The following is a 21285-nucleotide window of genomic DNA, read 5'->3' as shown; positions in this document are numbered from 1 at the left end:
AGATTATCTACTGCTCATTCTTTTTTCTAAGAATTTCAGCTACGAACAATGCGGGACAAGTTACATAATCTCCATCTTTTCTCATGGTAATTCGAACTTTATCCTTGGTGTATTTAACGGAGAAATCTTCTATATTGGCGGTTTCAAGCATTTTTCTTGTTTCCTTCATTTTATTGCTGTTAGCATGTAATAGAATGTAAGCATTAGGATTATATTCAATTATAAACTCATTCCTCTTTATATCTGTTGTCAGATTGCCCCTACCAAAGTATTGCTTAAGATATAGGTCAAGCGTGTCAGAATGAATAGGCACAAACAATTCATTAACAGGGAGTGCTGGGTATTCAGTGTCTTCTTTAGTTATCTCTTTGGTGTCGCTATTTGAAAATATGTATATTCCAAGAACACCTAATATAACTACTGCAAATACGAAATATATTATTTTCGCCTTCATATTACTTCATATAATTATTAAAACTATTACTATTTATTATTGCTTTAATTATTTCATTAACAGTATTCCAGAAATGTCCTAATTCTGGATCTAATTGTTTGAATCTGAAATAAACCACCATATATTTATAGTCATCAGACGATTTTATTACTTCGTTATCAATTAAATTTTGATTACTGATGATAACAGCCAACATCCTATCGTCATTAACACCATCTCGCAAGCTCAAAGTTCCTGTTTTTGCATATAGGTGATACCCTTTAATGTCTTTAGTGAGATATTTGGCGGTTCCAATCTGTACACATTTTTCCATTCCCCTATAGAGGTTCTCGCGATAGAAATTGAAGAATTTCTCTGAGGGGTTTCCACTTCTGTCTAACCAAGGTTCTGTAAAGCCTGGTGTTCTTGGCGTAATTGAAGCATGGAAATCTGGATGTAACGAGAATAGTTTTCCATACATTTCTGCCATTTTGATAGGAGTTACCTTTATTGGGTCTGAACCTAAAGTGTATTGCCTCAGTCGTTCTGCAGGAGTCAGTTCTGAATCTTTCATCTCATAATCGTAAATGGTTGATGCTTGGGGGAACACCCATGAGAATCGATTAGCTAGTTTGGACTTACTCTCTACATTGTTTCTTCTATAGTACGCAGGATTAATGAATTCATATCTCAGAGTATCAACATATCCTGTGAAAGTAGGCACTTTAAAGTTTTTCGTAAGGCCATCGAATAAGATCTGATTAGATTTTGCTTGTGGCGCTTCACGGAAAGTGTAAATCCTTCCTCCCTTTTTCGTCCTGAAACGAGGGAAGTCATTTGCATTTGAAGAAACAGTAAAAATATGATTTTCTGCATTAGCCAAATTGTCATAATGTCCCAAATAGGTGATGAGAGCATTATAATAGTTACTTGATTGATACAAGTAAAATTCATTGTTAATCCATCCAATTCCGTTATTCTCTATTCCTTTCTCATCATTTGCTATTGATTTGAATGGCCTTTTGGCACTGTATTTATACTGTGGGCCAAATTTTCTCACATGATAATATTTTCCTGCTACTCTACAAACTGTAGTATCTTTTATCTGACTTGGACTCATTAGTTCTAGTTCTGGCCAAATGATGTCTTGGCTTTGTGATGTTACAGCAGCATAGGTAATAGGTTTCAATGATGATCCAGGCCCAGGTTTCATGTAACACAAGTTAAGATTGCCAAACAAATTCTGATCAGTCTCAGGATTGGGGTTCATGTAACTTTGGACAGCCAATTCATTAATGAGGTCTTCATTGTTGGGGTCAATGGCACCTGATCTTTTATGGTCTGCCATTAGTCTGACATTTCCCCATCCGTCCATTGCAACAACAGAACAGTCGTTGCCTATTTTCCGCAGCAAATCTGATATGTTTTCTGTTAACTTGTTATCTAACGTGACAAATACAGAGTCTCTGCTGGCTGAACCCTGTTTGCTGTATGCGACTAAATTTGAAAAGTCTCTAAGCCATAAGCATTCTTCCCTTAAAGGATAGAAGAATTTTCGCTTTCCATTGATAACCATGTTTTTTACAAGAAGACCTTGTTCTTCCCTACCATATTGATAGGTTATAATATCATTTCTCTTCTTGTCATTGAGTTCAAGAATGTCATTTGGAAGAATTGGGAATACTGCTGCCGACGCAGTATAGTCTGCCATTTCCTTGTGAATGAATCTTTTATAGTTATCGCCGATATGTCCATCTTTTATTCTACTATCAGCAATGGCATAATCTGTGTTTGACGGTAGCCATGAGCGTGGGATAGTATATATGATTATACCAGGCAATTCTTCAATCGACAAAGAATTGTTCTTCATTTGCGAAGAATGGTCAGAATAGATGTTTCCTTTCCATGCATTTTTGTCATATTCGGGACTTTGTAGACTAAAATAACTAACGTTTAGTGCAAACTCATAGCTATTGGTGTCATGATGGCGCAAATGTATGATATTACGATTTGAGTTCTTTCGTTTCAGATTTACCTCAAAAGCCTGATAAAGGGAGAAAGTGAAGTCATTTATCCGACCGTCTTCTTTCAGCTTGTTTACATAGTCTGTCAGGTGAATCGTTTCGTCGATATCTTGGAATAATGAACTAATATCTTCGTCATTTTCAAGTTTCTTGCCAGTTACCGGATATTCAGAAAGTCGAGCATTGATTTCGACGAGTTCATCCATGCTTCGTTTTATTGCTTCTGAGATATTAAATTCCTCAGCATTCATTTTATCACCTTCTGCTTCTTTGCTTGCGTATAACTTATCATAGTTATTGCCGAAAGCAAAAATACAACAGCAGATAAATGTAAATAATGTGAAGAATACTGTCTGAGGAAACCGTTTGGAAAATGCCTCTAATCCTTCTCCTAAACCCTCGTTGTATTCTCCTTTTGGTTTGTGGCAAGCAAATATAACCAATAACATTATCCACATGCCAAACATTCCTAATGTACTTCGTGCATTTTGACTTAGGAATGGGAAATCCTGACCAAAGAAAACCGTTCTGTTTGTCACGGCCATCCATTCAAAGGTGCTTTGCACCACAAATAGCAATACGACAGCAAACGTAAGTGCTCTGCCCGCGGGTGAATAATTCTCGTTTTGGAAAACGATCCAAAGTAGTGCTAACGAAAGGAGAATCATCATAATTGGCACGAATCCCGACAGCTCGCCAATCACGTATCTGGATAGTGCCACATCACTTATCTGTGTATTCCATGTGACACCTTTCTTAAAATGCGGCAATAAGGAGATTATTCCATCATCAGCAATTCGCTTGTCCCCTTTATTGATATGGTATTGCAAGAACCATTGGTTTTGGGCGGCATTTAGTAACCTTTGGGAATTTTCGTGGTTATACATCTCGTCTTTCATAATCTCACCTACAGTTTGTGTGTGGATGATTGCACGATATTTAAAGTGAAGATTGTGGTTCTGAAAATAATTGTATCCCATAGTGGATGACAAACCTACGACAAGTACTACTGAGGCCATACCTATCAAACACCACTTCTTTTCCAAATGTTTCCAACGCCAAATAACACCCAAAATCGTACCTCCGATGATTAATGGAACCACAATAAATGCAAATCTGGACTTACCGATTAATCCTCCCAGGAATGGTTCGTTGCTATACGAGAAGGCCACTATGTCAGGCAACCAGATAATGGTAATGACAAGTAGTGCAAGGAGAGCCATAAAAAGATAAAAGCCGGCGGCCTTTCCAGAACTATATTCTTTCCACCGATATTTCAGATATGAATATAGGATAATTGTGTAGTAGATACTTTCAAATATGAAGAACATGATCGTATAGCCTGGATCGTTGACTATGAGAGCTATCAACGCAATCAGAGCGTTTGCAATCCGGAACCCGATGGACAGCCCTCTCATAATGATATATTCATTAATGAGGAAAAGGATTACAGGTACAAGAATGTTTAGTCCAACTACATTGATATGTGCTATTTTGATGATTATTGCAATAGCAGCAGATGACAGAATAATGAAAATACAGAGGAATTTGTGCCATCCTCCGTTACCCTCAAACTTGTTTGAGATTTTCCTTAAACCAACCAATGATAACAGGGCAATCAAAGGTGCTGTCCACAAGACGATCGTTATGAGCATAGGGTTTTCATACCAGCTTTCCGACAATTCCATTCTGTATCTCAAGAATTCGTTCAGCGATATATCTGTTACTGGTGGGAAAACGGCAATTCTCCAAAGCAGATAGATTCTCATAACAAACAATGGTATTGCAAATAGACATGCAATCATCATAATTTTGGAAAAATGCCCATTTGTAAGTATCATTGAATATAAGAAAGTCAAGAATAATAACAGGAACACAACTCCGAAGATCGTTGTGTCTTTTACATAGATGTTTCCTTCTCCGGTTATAGGACTTGATTGGCGAAGGTCACATATATTGAAATGCCAAATGGCTCCATTCTTTGCTGTCAATACGTTTGGCAATGATGCGCCGCTGATGTGATCATCTGTTAGTTGTGTGATAAAAGGAGTCTGGCTATTATTGATGCGATAATTAATATTGCCATTGAAATTATATTCATTATCTTCTCTCTCAAAGAGTGGATAGTAAAAAGCCTCGTTAACGCTTGTCTTGAGCAGAGATGAGGTTTTTGTTGTAACGGCTAATACTTTTTGCTCGTTTTCCTTTATGTTTGAACCATCAGAATTTTTTGGGAAATTGTTGATGTATGGGAACCTATATCTCAAACAAATATTGCCATTATCATATGATGCTTTCATTGGACGTGTGGCTTGGCTGCCAATGCCTATATAGAAGTAAGTGTCTTCGTCTATTTCAACAGTTTGCAATCCCTTCTTGGTATTATACAATTGGCCGTCACAAACAAGTCTCAACGGCTCCATACTATGTGTATGAGTGAGGTAGTAAATTCCTTGATCCTTATCGTCATAGTCACGTACAATGATGGAATGACGGAGTAAACATAATAAACTTTCTTCATTTTCCTCATAGGATGTTCCGCTGTGAAGGATGTCATATAGGTTATATCCAATATTGATTGGTTGCTTGAACGATGGCGAATAGGACTCTTTAGTATTGTCAGGTGCAAATGATACCTTGATATTGATGGAATCCTGTTCAAATTCAGTAATTAAGATATCACACTGAATGGAGTCGTTTTCAATTATAAGATGATTTTTGAAAGAAGGTAATTGCCCTTTGTTGATGAGTCTTCCTGTCCGGCTTCCATTGACTACTGCAAAAAGAGGCTCTGCTTTCAAATCGTAATGAAGCATACAATTATTGCCTGCATTGCTTGAAGGGGTAATATAAACATTCCCTTCCATTTGTTCACGATCAAACAATGAATTCTTCTTTTTACTTCCTACCAATATGACAGAATCCTTCTTGTCAACTCCTTCCATTACCAGCACATTATAATCTGCATTGCTATAAACAGAGATGTCGGGGTGCAAGTAATTAAGGGTTATAAATACGGATGCCGTAGCAGTTAAAGCCCAAGGAATTATTAGTTTTGCTTTATTATCTATATATTTGCATAACAATAGCGATAGTATGCATATAAGGAAATAGATGGTAAAATTGAGTGGGAAAAAGTTGTTTAGAACAGCCCCCAACAAAATACCAATAATACTAAGGAAACCGATAATAAGGATTCTTTTCATATTTCATTCTCTGCTTTAAGTTGATAGCCAAATGCTGTTGTATCGACCTTTACGCCCTGTTTTTGCAACCATTCATAAATGGCAATAACTCTGACTTGTACTGTAGATCGGTCGTTATAAAACTTTTTTAGTTCTATTTCGTCTTCTGGTAAGTTACCGATGATCATTCTTACTGCTTCGGTATTATAACCAACCTTGTTAAGGTCAGAATTGCTTTCTTTGATAAAATTGACAGTTTGCGATGCTATTTCCCACAACAGCCAACTTATCTCTCCATTCTTTTCTGGTGTGAGAGGGATTTGGATGTTATCAAACAATTCGTCCCATTTTGTATTATACCGCTGATACATAGCCTTGCTCCATTTCTTTTCCATACAATCTTCGATAGGCAGAGTGATTTCCTCATTTGTTTCTGTTTCCGGCTCGGCCTGTTGGGATTCTTGAGTATTGGCTTCTTTGTTGTCATCATTCACGTCATTCTTTTTATCATTACTGAGCTCTTCTTGAGCATTTTCGTTGGATACACAATTGGATTCTTGCTCTTTTCCAGCCAGAATGCCTTGCTTTTCAATGCCAATACAAGCAAGTATTATTAAAGGGATACCTAATGTGACACCAAGCAACATCTGCCAAATATCTGCAAAGATGACAGGGAAAAAGAACGGCAGTACGATCGTGGCTATAAGTGCTATCAACGCCACAACAATCATTATATAATAAACAGTTCTCATAGATCTTTGTTTTAATATAGTTTAATATCAGGAATATCGTAGCTCTCAGGCAGTATTCTATATGGATAGGGGAATAGGCTTTCGTAAAGTAATCCCTTTTTCAGAGACTCGGCAGTAGTCTTTAACTTCATACTGCTTTTTTCATCCCTAACGTAGAAATCAATGCCATCAAAGAATATTGAATAGTCTCTTTTGTCAAGTTTCATGTTGTTTTCCGGAACATATTCATCATCGGAAATATAGAATCGGATGTTGGAATCGCACCGTCCTACTTCCTTTTCTCCACACATCATTTCAACGATATCATCGCGGTCAGCATCTAGATTTACCGTTTGGCTCTTCCTGTTTGTGTTTCCTTTCTGGTGGGTACTCTCCGAAATTTCCCAATCCCAAAGATTGTGCCAATAAGCTTTTGCTTTATCAAACAACGTTTCTTCTTCATGGTTGTTAAGCACAATATCTCTGCTCTTATTTTTTTCTTTTAGGATTGCCATGAACATATCCTTGAGTTTTTTCTCCTCATTTTCTTTCTTCGTCACATCTACTTTTATGGGAATACCGATAATATCAGACTGTTTGTTAATTTTCATGTCAAGTAAAGGTCCTCTAAGGCAACCTCTCTTGGGCTGATCCATAAATATTATCTTATCTTTTAAATGATATAATTTTTCCAAGACGTCTATCGTCTCATCACGGAATGGCTGATATTTAAAGGCTCTACCTCCTAATACTACTTTGTTGAAATTGGTTTCCTTGACATTAACAATTATTTTTTCAATAATCTGGTATATCATTGAACGGATGATTCCACGTTGATCATCGATATGACCTCTCTCTTCTATCATATCGATAATTTTCCCGGCTTTCATCACTTTTTCTATCCGAAGACTTTTTTTCTCGACATTTACCACAGCATCCTCATCCTGTTTATAGTCTTCCAAGATTCTTTCTAAACGGTACAAATCTGCATCTTCTGCTTCCGTGAGAACTTTTTTGATGATATCCTTAGAGTCCAGAGAACCAGACATGCTGGTAATATAGTTCTCAAACATTGCATAGTTCAGAGCATTACCAGCCCCAACGAATCCAGAACGGTAAATGCTGACAGCATCACTACCATCTTCAACTTTAATGATTGAGAAGTCCGTAGTTCCCTTACCTACATCTATCATCAGATAATTGCCAGCTTCTACTGCGAAACCACCAAACTTTGACCAGTAAAGGAAAGAGGCATCACTTTCCGAGAACGATCTGATGTCAAGTACCACGTCTTTCATCGAGTCTGGTAGCAAGTCACGGAATTCGTGAGAATCTGTATGTTCCTGAATAGCGCGAATGAAGTTTGACAGTTGGACCTGGCCCATAACATTGGGAACCAGGAAGAACATTCTGATGGCACATTTGCCACTTTGTTTCCTCCTCTCTCTCTTGTCTTTAACTTCCATTATTGCTTCATGAACAAATCGCATTACAATGGCCTGATGCAATATCTCTGGTTCTATCTCATCAGGTGTTTCACCGGAAAGATAGGATATTTTTATATTGGGCAGTCTTTGACCTTTGTCTTCTGTATTGTTCCTTTTTGTGATAAAATTGAAAAGAGGATCTCCGCTACCAGGCCTTATTATTATGGCACTATTATATGAAGGTAATTCAACCTTTTGTTTGGGAAGGAAATAAATACTTCTGAAGAGTTTTTTATCTTTATCGTCTTGTTGGTCGTATGTCCTTTCACCAATACTGTCAGGATCAATACCATAGAAATGACTTACAAATTCATTAAACAGTTCAGACTCATCATTATTATCTCCGTTTCGCATGACTAACATCTGGCTTGCTTCTGATCCAAAATCCAAAACCATGCTGTATGTTTTGTCGCCAGGAATGCAGTTTATGTAAATCTCTCCAGTTATATTATTTCTATAATGGAAAGCGATGGTATAAGCTTCAGTATCCTCATAACCCTGAGCTTGACTCCAGATATCCAGATATTTGCCATCTTCTACAAATCTGAATAGTGAATCTTCAGGCAATTCTGCATCCATTTTTTTATCTGTCAGATAGATGTCCAATCTATTATCTTTTGGCGCAAAAGACTCAATATATACTTTTTTATCCTCCTTTTTGTTTTGGTAAGACACGAGTTTTAGGTTCTCGCGCTTAATGTGCAATAATTCAACTCCAGTACTTTGGCTGGCCAAGAGTACTTTGATAGGAAGCTTTTTACTAGAATCGTCTGTCAGCTTCAGGTTGTAAGCACGTTCTGCGCTTTCGAAGTAAAAATGGTATACCATATTATAATAATGTTTATTGTTTCTGAATGATGATCTTTGATAATTTAGGATAGCGTTTGTTAGTAGGATTGAGATTGCTGCCAATCATTTTGACACTTGTGACTCTAAATCCGTTCTTAAAATAGTCTGTCAATTCTGATGATTTGTAATATGATGCCTGTTGGGGAACACCATCAACCATAAAGATGGTATTTCCAAACGGTGTGGGACTATTCGTAACAAGCATTGATTTAATAAGAGGATCACCCGTCACCAATAGTTGGGTTATAAAATCCAGATAGCTAACATCGATGACCTGCACTTCCGACATTTCTGCATCTGCTTCACCTCTTAAATATACAGTACAGTTGTCTTTAAGGAAGAGAGTGTCTTGCGCATTTATAGTGCTTGACTGTAGCTGCCAATTGATATCTTCTATAGTTTTAATTTTCTTTTGATAGTCTATGTAATAATCTATAGTCTCAAATTTTGTATTACTGAAATATATAGTGCATGTCTTAGGATCATATACTGCATTAATCTTTGGTTTGGGAGTTGTCTTCTGTATGGCAGGGGTATCACCTGTTACGGGCGTTTGGGTATCATTTGATTTGCTAATCCATCCAGGAATTAGAGCAATGAAGACACCTACCGCAATTCCAATGGCGATACATGTCGTTACGATATAAATCCATTTCTTTTCTATATGAATCTTGTGAATGTTGAAGCCTTTCTTGTTGCTTTTGTCGTTCTTCCAACTAATAATGGAGTTGGGATCTTCGATGTTATTGAAGATTATTTCCCCTGTTTGAGCATCAGCAACATAAAGGTTACATAAGAGCGTGTTACAAAGATCTTCTGCAGCACCAGAATCATATACTTCAATTATTGCTTTTCGTATATCTTCATATACACATCCTTCATCCTTATAATTTAGATAGAGAAGTATATCTAAGAGTTGTGTATAAATGAAACCCTTATAAAGATTGAATGTTTGAATATGGTTCTCATCTTGTTGGTTAATCAAAAACAAGACAATCTTTTTGCCATCGTCTTTATAAACGATGTTAATGTTATCTTGTGGCACAAGTATCTGATATTTCTTCTTGCTCATAACTACTTACTATTTTTCAATTGGCATCACGCGATACACATCTCCAAGGAGTACCATTGCTTGGTTTCCCATGTCCTTAGGTTGCTTTATGAGGTATACGCGATAATCCTTTCGGTCTTTTTCGCTTGTGACTTGTTTCCGCTCTATAGAACCATTGAAAGCCACACTTTGGTATTCCTGCATCAGACTGACGGTAGATTCATATACCTCACAACCATCTGACAATGTCTCTGTCTTTTTCCAGTTTCTAGGGTCTGCTAACTTTCCATTGATGTAGCCATTGACGATACCTATTTTATATGATCTATGCTTAACGCCATTCATAGCTTGATTCTTAAGAGAAGCAAAATATGCTGGCATAAGAGATGTTCTAAACTTATAACCACGTGAGGTCCTGTCATACCAACTGGTTTTCATTTTTCTCTTGTCGAAATCACGGAATAGGGGAGGAACATCATTCTCAATGATGCTTTGTTTCTCATAGCCAGCTTTTAGCAAAGCCTGTTTAGTTCTACTGGCAGGAGAGTTTCCTACAGAACTGATGTATTTGCATAACAGAGTCAGTTTATTATTTAACTCTGCCTGCACAGGTTTTAAGTCATCCCTTGTCAAGTTCGAGCTTTGAGCCCATACTTGACAGAAACATGCAAAAAGCAATATGGTAGAAACTATCATCCACTTCTTCATAGATTTCTATTTTTTTGATTTTTTCTTTTTCCCAGCCTGATAAATACAGTGCCCTACTATTTTTTTGCTTTCTTTTTGCTCAATAATAATAAGGTATCCTTTTGATGTTTTCGATTTGTTCGGCTTGATATAACCACTAAGTGTTGATCCTGACACATGAATATCGATGTCATCAATATTGGAGTAAAGAGTGCCTATTGGATTAGTGGCAATACAAGTTCTCTCCTCTCCATTAAATCCTTCCATAGATTTTACATTGCTTATAATAGTAAAATCCCATTTTCCACCTTCTGCAGGTATATATGAAAGAGTTTGATCTAACGACAATTCATATTCTTTAATGACATCTGGTTTAATGAAGGTTAGTTCCAAGTTAAAGGCAATACTTTGAATAGAAACATTATTATATTCCTGCCCTCTCCATATAACTTTTAATTCAATAGGCTCATCTTCCACGCGTCGTCTTTGTGTATCATCTTCGATTTTCCTTTCTAACACACCAATGACAGTGTATCTGCCACTTTCAGGTAGTTTTTTTATTTCTATTATTCGAATATGGTGGCTGATACTATAATCTTTTAAAACGTTCTTCTTGTACCAAGCAAGGAAATTAATCATTTTGATGTCGCCGGAATTTATTTGGAAGACATTGACACCTTTCTGATATGCTGCTGCAAAATCCTCTGGACGGATTGGTTCTATAGGGTTATTCATTTCAGAAACCTTATAGAAGAACTCCTTAACGGCACGTTCAATGTCTGCCTTTATGTTATGTTTGTTTTGGGCAGCGGTTGCCAATGGAATAAGCAAAACAATAGCCTGTACTATGGCTCGATTGATTTTCATCATTTTTTGCTACAAATAAAGTTAATTATTGTGATAATCATTATTTTTGTTAAAGATTCTGTTACATTTTTTTGGGGTCTAATCCTTTATTTTAATTATATTTACTTCTTTGCTATTAATGGACATCGCATCGCTACTATCTTTGGGAAGAACATATACTTCTGTTCCAAGAGGAATGACCACTTTTCCGAAACGATTCATAAATAATGTTGCTACACTTTCGCTTTCAATCTTCGCATAAAAATTATAGATACTAGCTTCAATATAGATTAGCTCCTTGTCATACCCAGTGATTCGTCCAAGTAAACGACCTTTTTTGCTGAAGTTTATAGTTGGGGTTACTTTGAGGATGACTTTGTATTCAGCTCCAATAAGCGGTCCTTTGCTCTTAGGTATATATTCCAAAATAGAAAATCTGTATGATCTTTCTACAGAAAGTGTCTTGTCTTTATCTGTGATACCATATATGTTACCAAATGAAATCACATAAAAATCCTCTCTCTCTGAAACGACTTTTCCTGTCAGGACTAATCCCTTTTTGAATTGTTCATTATAGGGATATTGGAAATAAATGATACTTGTGTCTCTTTTCTCATCTACGATAGCATTTATGGTGTCTCCAGGTAAAAGGAACTGATAGGTAATATTGTTTTTGGATATCAAATATACAGATCCGGACGGGAGGAATCCTATCAAATCTTTATACTTACCTTCATTAATATATGCATCATAACCTTTCTCGTTCTTGGAAAGAATGGTTATAGAACATTTTGTCCCTTTCTCCGGCCTGTTTTCTATGATATGAGGATGTGCTAACTCAAAGATATCATTTGAGGTGCCTCTATCCCTGTCTTTATATATTACTTCAATGGTGTCAGGAAGCTCTTTGTCATACTCTTGTTTCGTAGTGAATAATTTTCTGTTTGGTATGAATATTCTTAATTGAGCGTTCCTATTCTTATATTGACTATTGATACGAAGCAATGCACCTTCCATCCTTCTGCCAATAAGTTCTGCTTTATAGATATGGTCTATGACAGGTTTTATCTTTATCCCATCTTCAAATTCGCTCAGATATGGCAGTTTTGAAATTGGCTCTATGCTGTTCTTGTATGTTCCCTTAACTATCTCGTTAGGCAAATATCTCAACTCCTTCTTATTTTGACGACAGTCAAGGAGTCCTCTTTGCCCTCCACAATCGACTAGATAACGTTTTGTTCTCTCGTCGTATATGATGACTCGACAATCAACGGTAATATTATTTGATTGATGGTTTATAATAGTGTTTTTTGCTATTTGGGGGTCGTTAAATGAGAACAACGGATAAATCTCATGATTACTATACAAAAGTTTTCCCGTGAAATATACTTTGGGCTTCCGTTGCTTTAGTAGTGTCCAGTTCTTTATCTTATGCCTTTCACCTTCAATGATTTTGCATTTAATCATCAAATCCTTACAAGTAAGATCATAAGGCATGTTGTAAAACCATCCAACTTTCTCAATTCCATTTTTCTCAAGGATATCACCAAAGTTCTCATTAAATTTCGGGTATGTAGTTTTGGCTATCTTTCCATGCCACAGGAATTTAACGTTATTGTTGTCTTTGGTGTAATTACAAGATAAGATGTATTCACGATATTTAAAGTGAGCTTCCTCAGCCTCGTCTAAACGTACAAATGTTCCGATATTAAGATTTCTGTAGATGACACATGCAAAGGCGTAGGCGGACGGTGTCATTTGAATAATAGCCCATTTCTTTGTGTCTGAGTCTTCCGCAAGAAATAAACTATTGTTCAATGGCAGATAGGGGTGTAAAGATCTATCGGCATTGGTTTCTGTAGTAGACAAATTTGGAACGTCGGATTTGGTTACCAATTGTCGTGTCCCATCAGACAATACTAAGATACGTTTCTCTTTGTCAAATAGTACGACTTTCAATTGATATTCTACCTGTTCCTCATCTGGTTTAAAACCTGGAAGAACAAAACCAGTACAACCTTTGTATTTAATTCGGTAGATACCTGTTTTTGACTGCCACACTTGGTTAACAAATACATAATCACCAACATTTATCTTTAATGATTCCCAATATGGTCTGGGATCTGAAAATTCCGCATCAAAGGACAAGTCTTGTTCAATCCCGTTTATCCATAATGTCAATTTGCTTCCAGGCTCCCAATCCCCTTCATAATTGAGCTTATGAATTTCCTCTGGTTCGAAATAGAAGAAGGAGAGTAAGTTATGCCAACGTAGTATGGCATACCTTTTATTGGTAATCGGATTCGTCCAGCTGAGAACAATTTCTACCTCTCTGTAGTTGGGGGCTAATTCCTGATCGTCAAGTTGTTCAATACATTTACCGGATGCTTCTAAAACGGAGAAGTTATAGTAAAGAGTGTCACCATCATTCTTTATACGTGCAATAGCTGGCAATTTTATGGTGGTGTCTTTACTGTTGTTGTAATCGATCATTTGGTTGATGCGGCCCCTCTTTATCTTGCCGTTATCGTTTCTGCCAGACTCGTGTTTGAGGCAGTCTGGTAAATCCTCATTGACATACGTCAAACCTCTGTAGTTCCCACACCGGACATGAAGAATGTCTTGGTCGACTTTGGATTCGCAAATAATCTCGATATCCACCAGTTGCCCTTCTTTGATTTCTTCTTCATTGACTTGCGCAGTTGTCCTACTCTCCAAAACCACCTGTTGGGGATACTTAGGCGTCTTTATTTCAGTTGGGAAAAGCGTGACTCTCTTTTGATCCAGATCGATGTTTTGAATTCGAAAAGCAGTTGTCGAATTTAATGGATGTTGCTCAGCCCATTGCAAGATGTCCAGTTCTGTTAGGGCAGTGTATGGGATTAATGATTGCACGTAATCCCCTTGGTTCTTGAATAGAACAAACAATCCACTCTTACTATAGTGCCACAAGACACATTCCACAGTTTGACCAATCTCTAAGCCTTTAAGGCAATCATCTTTATTAACCCATTTTAATTGTCCGAGTTCATTATTTTTGTACTTAGGATTGTTGTACAATTCAGGCATTCTCGTCTCGCTAAAAGACACATTGCCTGTTTTGTCAATGGTGTTGATATACACTTTCATGGTACCGTCTTCTTGCTGCAATTGCCTGTAGTGATCCATTCCTTCCTTGGATTTGGAGTGGAATAAGTCAGAAGAAGTCATTGCTCCATAAAGACCTTTATATTCAACAATGATATGGTCTTTTAAGACAGCGTTAATCTTCACCTTAAATGGTTCGTCCTTCCGATAACTTTCAATTTGCTCTTTAACATCCTTTCCTTCAAGTAATATGTCTCTCAACTCCTTGAGCACCATTTCACGCTCCTGTTTAGGCAAATGGTCTTTCTTGATATATGAAACATAGACCACTTGGTCTTCGCCAAATCCGTCGATATATAATTCCAGCTCTGTTCCAACTTTTTGCTTATGCAAGAATCCTTTTACGCAAAGTCTCCTGTTTAATTGGAATCTCCAGTTGCTAAACTCTTCTGATTTCAAATCAGCCACAGGTCGCTCATCAGTAGCTGCTTTTTCTATTTTCAGAAGAACTGTGCCACCATTTTTCCATATCTCCAACAATTTTAGCTTCTGTTCAACGGATTTCTGTTGGAATTTTTCTAATATTTTCTCATAGCCTAAACTTGCATTACTCATAGTTTCATTCGTTTGTTAATTTTTCAATATAAAGGGCAGAACAAATTAATTTTTTGTTCTCATAATCAATAGAAGGGAAGAATGACACTTTGTCATCAGCACTAAGCAGCGTGGTATCAGTGTCCTTACTCATGTAGAAGGGATATTTAAGATTGTCTTTGACTATGACAACCAATTTGTCGTCTCTTTTCTTAACAGTGCCTTCAATGAATCCCAAAGTCATACCTCTCTTTTCTTTGACGGTCTTGTTGTCAAGGGGATATATCTTTCCGTTTTTCTCGTGGACTACGAAATCTCCTTTGTTTATTCCAGCCGACAAAGGAGTGGGGTAGTTGCTGAAGAACGAACCTGTTCGGTATTTTTGAGGATCGTAATTGTTTAATATACCGCTTCTAGATGGCGAGAACAAATTTGTCTGGGATGCTGACGTCTCAAGCACAACACACACATTGGGAATGGACATGTCCCACTCCTTGATTACACCTTTCAGATATTTGTAGACGATTTCAATAGAACAGCTTTTTTTCTTGCAGAAGTAGTATAGGTCTTTTACATCTCGATTGTTGTCACAACTTTTAACGAGTTTTTGGCATATCGATGCATGGTACATCTCTGGATGGTTTATACGCACGATGTCAATCAAGTTGTCAAAAGCGATGGCCTTAGTATAAACACCGTCTTTATCTGCAAAGAATTCTATATAGCCTTCTCTGATACCATTGTCTGGTTGTTTTTCGATGGAAAGAAGAGGTCTGTTGCTATATTGTCTTTGTTCTTCTGTACTCATGTCGACCTTTTGAACCTTATGGAACTCTCCTTCGCCGTCAAATCTGACAAAGAGTGAGCTGACATCATCAGATTTTGATGGAAGGGGAATTACTGCAATCTTTTTGTTATTAGATGTAATTTCCTGATAGTAGACCTTTGTTACTCGGTATGGGCCTTCTTTCTGCTCGCTCAGTTTCAGAACCTCTTGATCGTATGCTGCTTTATAGTAACGTGGTATTTTTTCTAATGGCAGCAAATCTAAACACTCAGGATGTTGCCTCATGATGTTCTTTCCATCATCGCAGACAAGATATTTCTCCAATATTTCTTGTTTTTCGGGTCCTATCATGCCGTGCCGCATGAGTACTGAATTAAGGACCATCAAATGAATGTCACTTCCTACAGGTAAGTCTTCTAATAATCCTATCAGTATCTTTTCTTCTGGCTGTTCTTTTCCTTTCTCTGACCACTCTTTTCCTATGACGATGTCCTGAACGTAAGGTATATCGAATTTTGTCATTAGCTTGCTGGCAGCTTTTAGATGAATGGCCGACCTGAACCGATATTCAAAGTTGATGTTGTCTTTCTGCATTCTGCTGTTGATTTCATTCAATTTGTTTTTCATCACATCAACATTGTTTAATACTAGAATGGCATTTGCACTGAGCTTGCGGTTGATGACTTGTTCTATTTCATCTGCCTCCTGATATGTTAATGAGTCAATAACCTTTATGATTTGTTCATCTCTTAGCTTTAAGAGGATGCGCATCATAATGCGCTCTAAATGTGCGGCAGTCTCCAGCAGGTTCATGACAACCATACGCTTATATATCTCATATAATTTTTGATATAAAAGCAGACGGTTTGTACTATGCTCTATCATAATACCCGTTAAAACATTCAGCGCAGTTGTCCTGTTCCAGTTTTTCTTAAACAGTTTTCTTTCGTCTAAAGGTTTTATTATCCACAATCTCAGCCAGTATGGCGTGAAAATGCTATCCAGCAGTTTTTCATCGTTCATCAGTGCGATACAGGTGAAAATGGGTTTTAGATGATCATTTACCTGTGCTGTCACCACATTCGGATCTGTATCCGAAAAACCATTAATGTTGGTATTTTTGAATGTGACCAAGAGAGATGATACGACCTGCCTGATCATTTCTTTCGGCTGGATGTTGATGTAATTATCACCTGGAGTTTTAACGTCATTATTCCATAACTCATCCTTGATAGTTGATGTCGCGTATGCCAATACGGGTAATATCGGATTAACTTTAGAGATGGTTTCTTCTTCCTTATCCTCACCTAACGATAAAAGCGCCAAGGAGAATTTGCTCATCCTTCTACGCCCATTATTTGTCTTTTCTGCATAGGTCTTATTATATTTTTCAATTTTTTCAAGTAGGTCGTTTCGCTCGTTGGTTTTCTTGATAAGCTCAGGGTCATAGTCATTTTCGTCATCTACCAGTCCGATTTCATCTATTTTCTTTTGGCATTTTTTAATGTTATTATCTCTATCCTCTCTACAACCATAAAACCATTCTGTCTCCAAGATTTCAAAAGTCTCTCTTAGGATGTTCATCATCTCTTGCTTTTGAAAATCCTGTGGCACTTTGCCTATTGTTCGAATTGTAGTACGCAGTTCTTCGGCATTATCTTTACAACCTTTTATCTGCTGTGCAAAGTCGTATGCCAGATAATATTCTTGCCAAGAATCATGTTCAAAACTGTATTCGCCATTTTTAAGTGTAAGAACATATAGACTAGATGAAATTTTGAGAAGCTCTTCAATTGTCGTTATAGTTGAAATTGTGATAATATCATCTCCTCGTAGAGCAATGGATTCATAGTCTATTGAACGGCATTGCTTCTCAAACATTTCTTTGGCAATGACTCTCAGTAGATTGTTGATCAATAGGATAAGTCCTTTATAATCTTGATCTTTAGGAGCCTTGTAATTGGCTTTTTTTACAAGTCTTTCTTCTATCAGTGCTCGGTATAGTTTTGATATGGGAATATCAAAATCCTGCTCCTTAATCTCTTTATCCCTGAACAATTCAACTATCTGAACTAATTGCATAGGATTTTGAGCCAGCTCTCCTATCTTGTGGTCCTTAATCTTATCCCACAAATACTCATTGTTGTTTTCGTTGTTGTTTTGTTCTTCACTAACAATCCTGTTATAGTTGTTAATCTGTGTCTGAATCTGCAAATCATCTAATGGCTGCAGGTTATATCTTTTGAAATGTCCAATAGTGCCTTGTTCATTGGTGTCTATTCCGCTGATTCTGGTCGTCACAAAGTATCTTACCTGTGGGTAAATCACAGAGAAGTCTAAGATGTCATTGATAATTTGTTTTCTTAATCCGTACGAAATATTGTTTCCTTCGCTGTCTCTCTGAACAATCTCGTTTAAGCCTTCAATAAATAAGATGCACTTGCCCGTTTCAAGCAACTGCTTGAGATATATTCTAATGGGATTTAATTTTTCATTTGTCAATTCGATTTTTTCCTCCAATGCAATATTTACTAAGATGTGATCGAATAGACTATGGTATTGGTAGATGTCAACCCCGCTTTCTCCTTTTATAATGAGTTTGTTTTCGAAATCAATTTTGATGGGTAATGGCATGTTTTCCTTGTCTTGCTCCCATGAAGCAATGACCCTATCAATCATGTATGCCAACATGGTCGTCTTGCCAGCACCAGATTCTCCTGCTAAGAGAGTAAAATGTTCATCAGGGTCATCAATTAGTTTGCTGGCATTAACAAGACTTTCTTCGGAATCTTCGTTTCCTTCTTCTTTACTATTAGTATGGAATTTCAGATTTACATCAATAATCTGTTTCAGGCTACTTTTGTCACTGCTCTTATAGATCTTGTAATTGATGATATTGAATTGTTCATTCTTAAGCTTTCCAATGTAACTTTCTAACGTTTCTGCACCTTTAATTGCCACTCCTTCTGGGGTAAATGCGCCATTTTTCTCCAAAGCATCATAAATGTCATCATAACGATACCAGATGACTAATATGATGAAACTTGTAATGCTATTTAATATATCCCGGCATGTTTCCCCGCCACGCAAGCACGAAGGAATAGAAAAAGCTGGATTGCCGAAGGGATGTTGGTCGTTGCGATATTTCCTTAATGTATATGCAATTTCTGAAATTGGGGACAAGTCTTTGTCTATAAATCCCATTGGGTTGGATGGAAACTTTTTTTCGAAATTCATAACATCATCCAATCCAAACTTATGTTTCTTACTCGCTTCCTCAAATTCTACAGGATGAAGTAAGAAAATAATTTCTGATAAAAATTTCTCCAACTTAAGTAAAAAGTCACTCAGATTGCCTATTTCTGGCTCTGAGCTATAGTTATATCTAAATACTTTTTTTTCATAATCAATTCCTTTGGTTAAAAATCTCGGTTTGTTATTAATATAGTCAAATAAGACGTGTGACAAGACAAGTACCGCTTCTAAAGAATGATGGTATTTCTTTTCAGCTACAGGAACAATCTCATAGAAATATCCCTTGTGAAAATTTCCTTCCTTGTTGTAATATATGCGAAGATTTGCATTAGCGTTGCAATCTTCTCCAATGCACCGATCATGTATAGAACTGAAATCATCAATCAATTCTTCGCTTAGATTATTCTTAAATGTCAACTCTTCCATTTACAAAATATTTAATGACGATTATTATTCAATTTTTCTTTGTTTAGATTAGTGTACTTTTTCTGTACTCCATCTACAATTCTCCATGCTATTACCATAGTTGCTATAACAATACCTATAACCTTAGCGGCATATATTATTGATGAGGTTCTTTCGGCATTGATGCTGCGGAAATTTGAGAAATAGTCGAAAGAGTCATTGAGACATGAGAACCATGTTAGAGCCAGTGCAAACACAGCGACCCATTTCAAAATTTTGTTTTGAACCTTGTCCATTTCCCTTTCCGTCTTTTTATATGCTTCCATCTGTTCATCATGCAGTTGCTCCAAGGTCTCTTTAAGCGTTGAAAGTTTGTTGTCGACATCTATAAAATACTTGTTAACAGCAAGATTGTTGCTACAGAACTGATAGATTGCATTAAGATGGGAATGGTCTGAGACATCAGGGAAATAGGTATTTATTTTGGTCTTACTCATCTTTTCCATAAGTTGTCGCAAATTCTTTAATCTGCTATTCAAATCTTTACCTGAATATCCGTATTCCTCAGCCAGTTTGCGACTCATCTGCAGTAGCGTGTGGCGTTGCATGATGACAAGTAGATATACCCATAGGTAACTATGAACTAATGGTCCTCTATCAAAACTCATCATAAAGTCATCGCCAGGCCCTTTCTGGAAAGTGAGGACACCACCACCTTCAACGGCCGATCCTATATAAACGTTCTCGAACAGTTGCTTATAAATGTCATTTCCTAAAGACGTGGGAAGGGCCAGATAGTCTTGATCTTGACAGCGGATGATACGAGAAAAATCATCCATCAAGCTCGGGGCCAAACTGGCCTCGGAGGTTGCCTGAATATAGGTAAAAACGTGTAGCCGGTAATCGTCAGCTCTTTCATATTTTCCTTCGAATTCAGCCATCAGACTATCGGTGAGTTGACGCATAATCCAATGATGGTTTAAGAGGTCTTTCATATGATAGCCTGTCGTCGGGATGGGCTCGCCCATGGCTTTGTCAACAGAAGCCATCTTGTCCAAGAAGTCTTGCTTTTCCTTCAATGTCTTTTGACACGTGAGGATAAATTGCTCGTTAGCCTTTTTGTATTCAAGATACTCTTTGCTGATTTCTTCATTGATTCTGGCGATATTATCATCAGCATTTGTTTTTGCATTGTCATTATCAGCTTTGGCAATTCGCTGCCTAAGCATTCTGATAGTCTTGATTTTTTTGCTGATGAGCTTTCGCTTTAAATCTATTTGGTTATTTTCTTTAATCAGTTTTATTTGTCGAGGCAGATAAATATGTACCGACTGAGTACTTTCTTTTTGATAGGTCTTGAATAATTCATAGTTCAGTTTGACTAGGTTCTCGACACTCTTGTTGCCTGACAGTTCTATCGAGAATACTAACAATCCGACTTGTGCGTTAGGACAGATGATGAGCTTAGGCGAAAAGAACAGAGGATAATCATTTTTCAAGTTGTTGAACCTAAAGGTTAAATGTTGTTCCACCTTCTCTCCATCAACGGTTTTCTTGACGAAAATAGCATGTTCATCAGCACTCCCCATGATATCGGTAAATTGTTTGGAGTATTCCGACAAAGAATAAATATGATAGTCATGTGTGGCGAGCATATCGTCAGCAGGCAATGCACCCGTCTGTTTGTCTACCATGACTGACCTTGAGAGAAACTCCTGAATATGAGAGTATAAGATGCCTTTGTCAATGTTCATCTGTGCTCTTTGCCAGATGGATTTCTCAGCTGGTTTGATTTCCTGGTGCTCCTTGATGTAAAAAGGCATCATGAAAAATGTATATGACTTCTCTATTCCTTTTTCCATAT

10 protein-coding genes are annotated in these 21285 nt (G+C 37.1%); all 10 read right to left on the bottom strand.

The window, feature by feature from the left end; translation table 11 throughout:
* Positions 1-7 precede the first annotated feature (7 nt).
* Positions 8-454 (bottom strand): hypothetical protein, encoded by a 447-nt coding sequence (locus tag CIK93_RS03865; RefSeq protein ID WP_094446635.1) that lies wholly within the window; start codon positions 452-454, stop codon positions 8-10.
* Position 455: 1 nt separating this feature from the next.
* On the bottom strand, positions 456-5663 hold the full coding sequence (locus CIK93_RS03860; RefSeq protein ID WP_094446634.1) for a hypothetical protein: 5208 nt from the start codon (positions 5661-5663) through the stop codon (positions 456-458).
* Positions 5660-6394, bottom strand: a complete 735-nt coding sequence (locus CIK93_RS03855) for a hypothetical protein (protein WP_144007595.1) — start codon at positions 6392-6394, stop codon at positions 5660-5662. Before CIK93_RS03855 ends, CIK93_RS03860 begins: the two co-directional genes overlap by 4 nt.
* Positions 6395-6405: 11 nt before the next feature.
* On the bottom strand, positions 6406-8688 hold the full coding sequence (locus CIK93_RS03850; RefSeq protein WP_094446632.1) for a hypothetical protein: 2283 nt from the start codon (positions 8686-8688) through the stop codon (positions 6406-6408).
* A 13-nt stretch (positions 8689-8701) separates the two neighbouring features.
* Positions 8702-9781, bottom strand: a complete 1080-nt coding sequence (locus CIK93_RS03845; RefSeq protein WP_094446631.1) for a hypothetical protein — start codon at positions 9779-9781, stop codon at positions 8702-8704.
* Between the two features lie 9 nt (positions 9782-9790).
* Positions 9791-10468 carry a hypothetical protein gene (locus tag CIK93_RS03840; protein ID WP_144007596.1) on the bottom strand — a complete coding sequence of 226 codons (678 nt, stop codon included), beginning with the start codon at positions 10466-10468 and terminating at the stop codon, positions 9791-9793.
* A gap of 6 nt (positions 10469-10474) precedes the next feature.
* On the bottom strand, positions 10475-11317 hold the full coding sequence (locus CIK93_RS03835) for a hypothetical protein (RefSeq protein WP_094446629.1): 843 nt from the start codon (positions 11315-11317) through the stop codon (positions 10475-10477).
* A gap of 75 nt (positions 11318-11392) precedes the next feature.
* A complete protein-coding gene (locus tag CIK93_RS03830; protein ID WP_094446628.1) occupies positions 11393-14995 on the bottom strand; it encodes a hypothetical protein in 3603 nt (1200 codons plus the stop codon).
* 4 nt (positions 14996-14999) lie between these two features.
* Positions 15000-19442, bottom strand: a complete 4443-nt coding sequence (locus tag CIK93_RS03825) for an NACHT domain-containing NTPase (protein ID WP_094446627.1) — start codon at positions 19440-19442, stop codon at positions 15000-15002.
* A gap of 11 nt (positions 19443-19453) precedes the next feature.
* Positions 19454-21283: a hypothetical protein gene (locus CIK93_RS03820; RefSeq protein ID WP_094446626.1), complete on the bottom strand. Its 1830-nt coding sequence runs from the start codon at positions 21281-21283 to the stop codon at positions 19454-19456.
* Positions 21284-21285: the final 2 nt, after the last annotated feature.

Source organism: Prevotella sp. P3-92, from assembly GCF_002251205.1.
GTDB lineage: Bacteria > Bacteroidota > Bacteroidia > Bacteroidales > Bacteroidaceae > Prevotella.
This window is presented reverse-complemented; position numbering and strand designations above follow the sequence as displayed.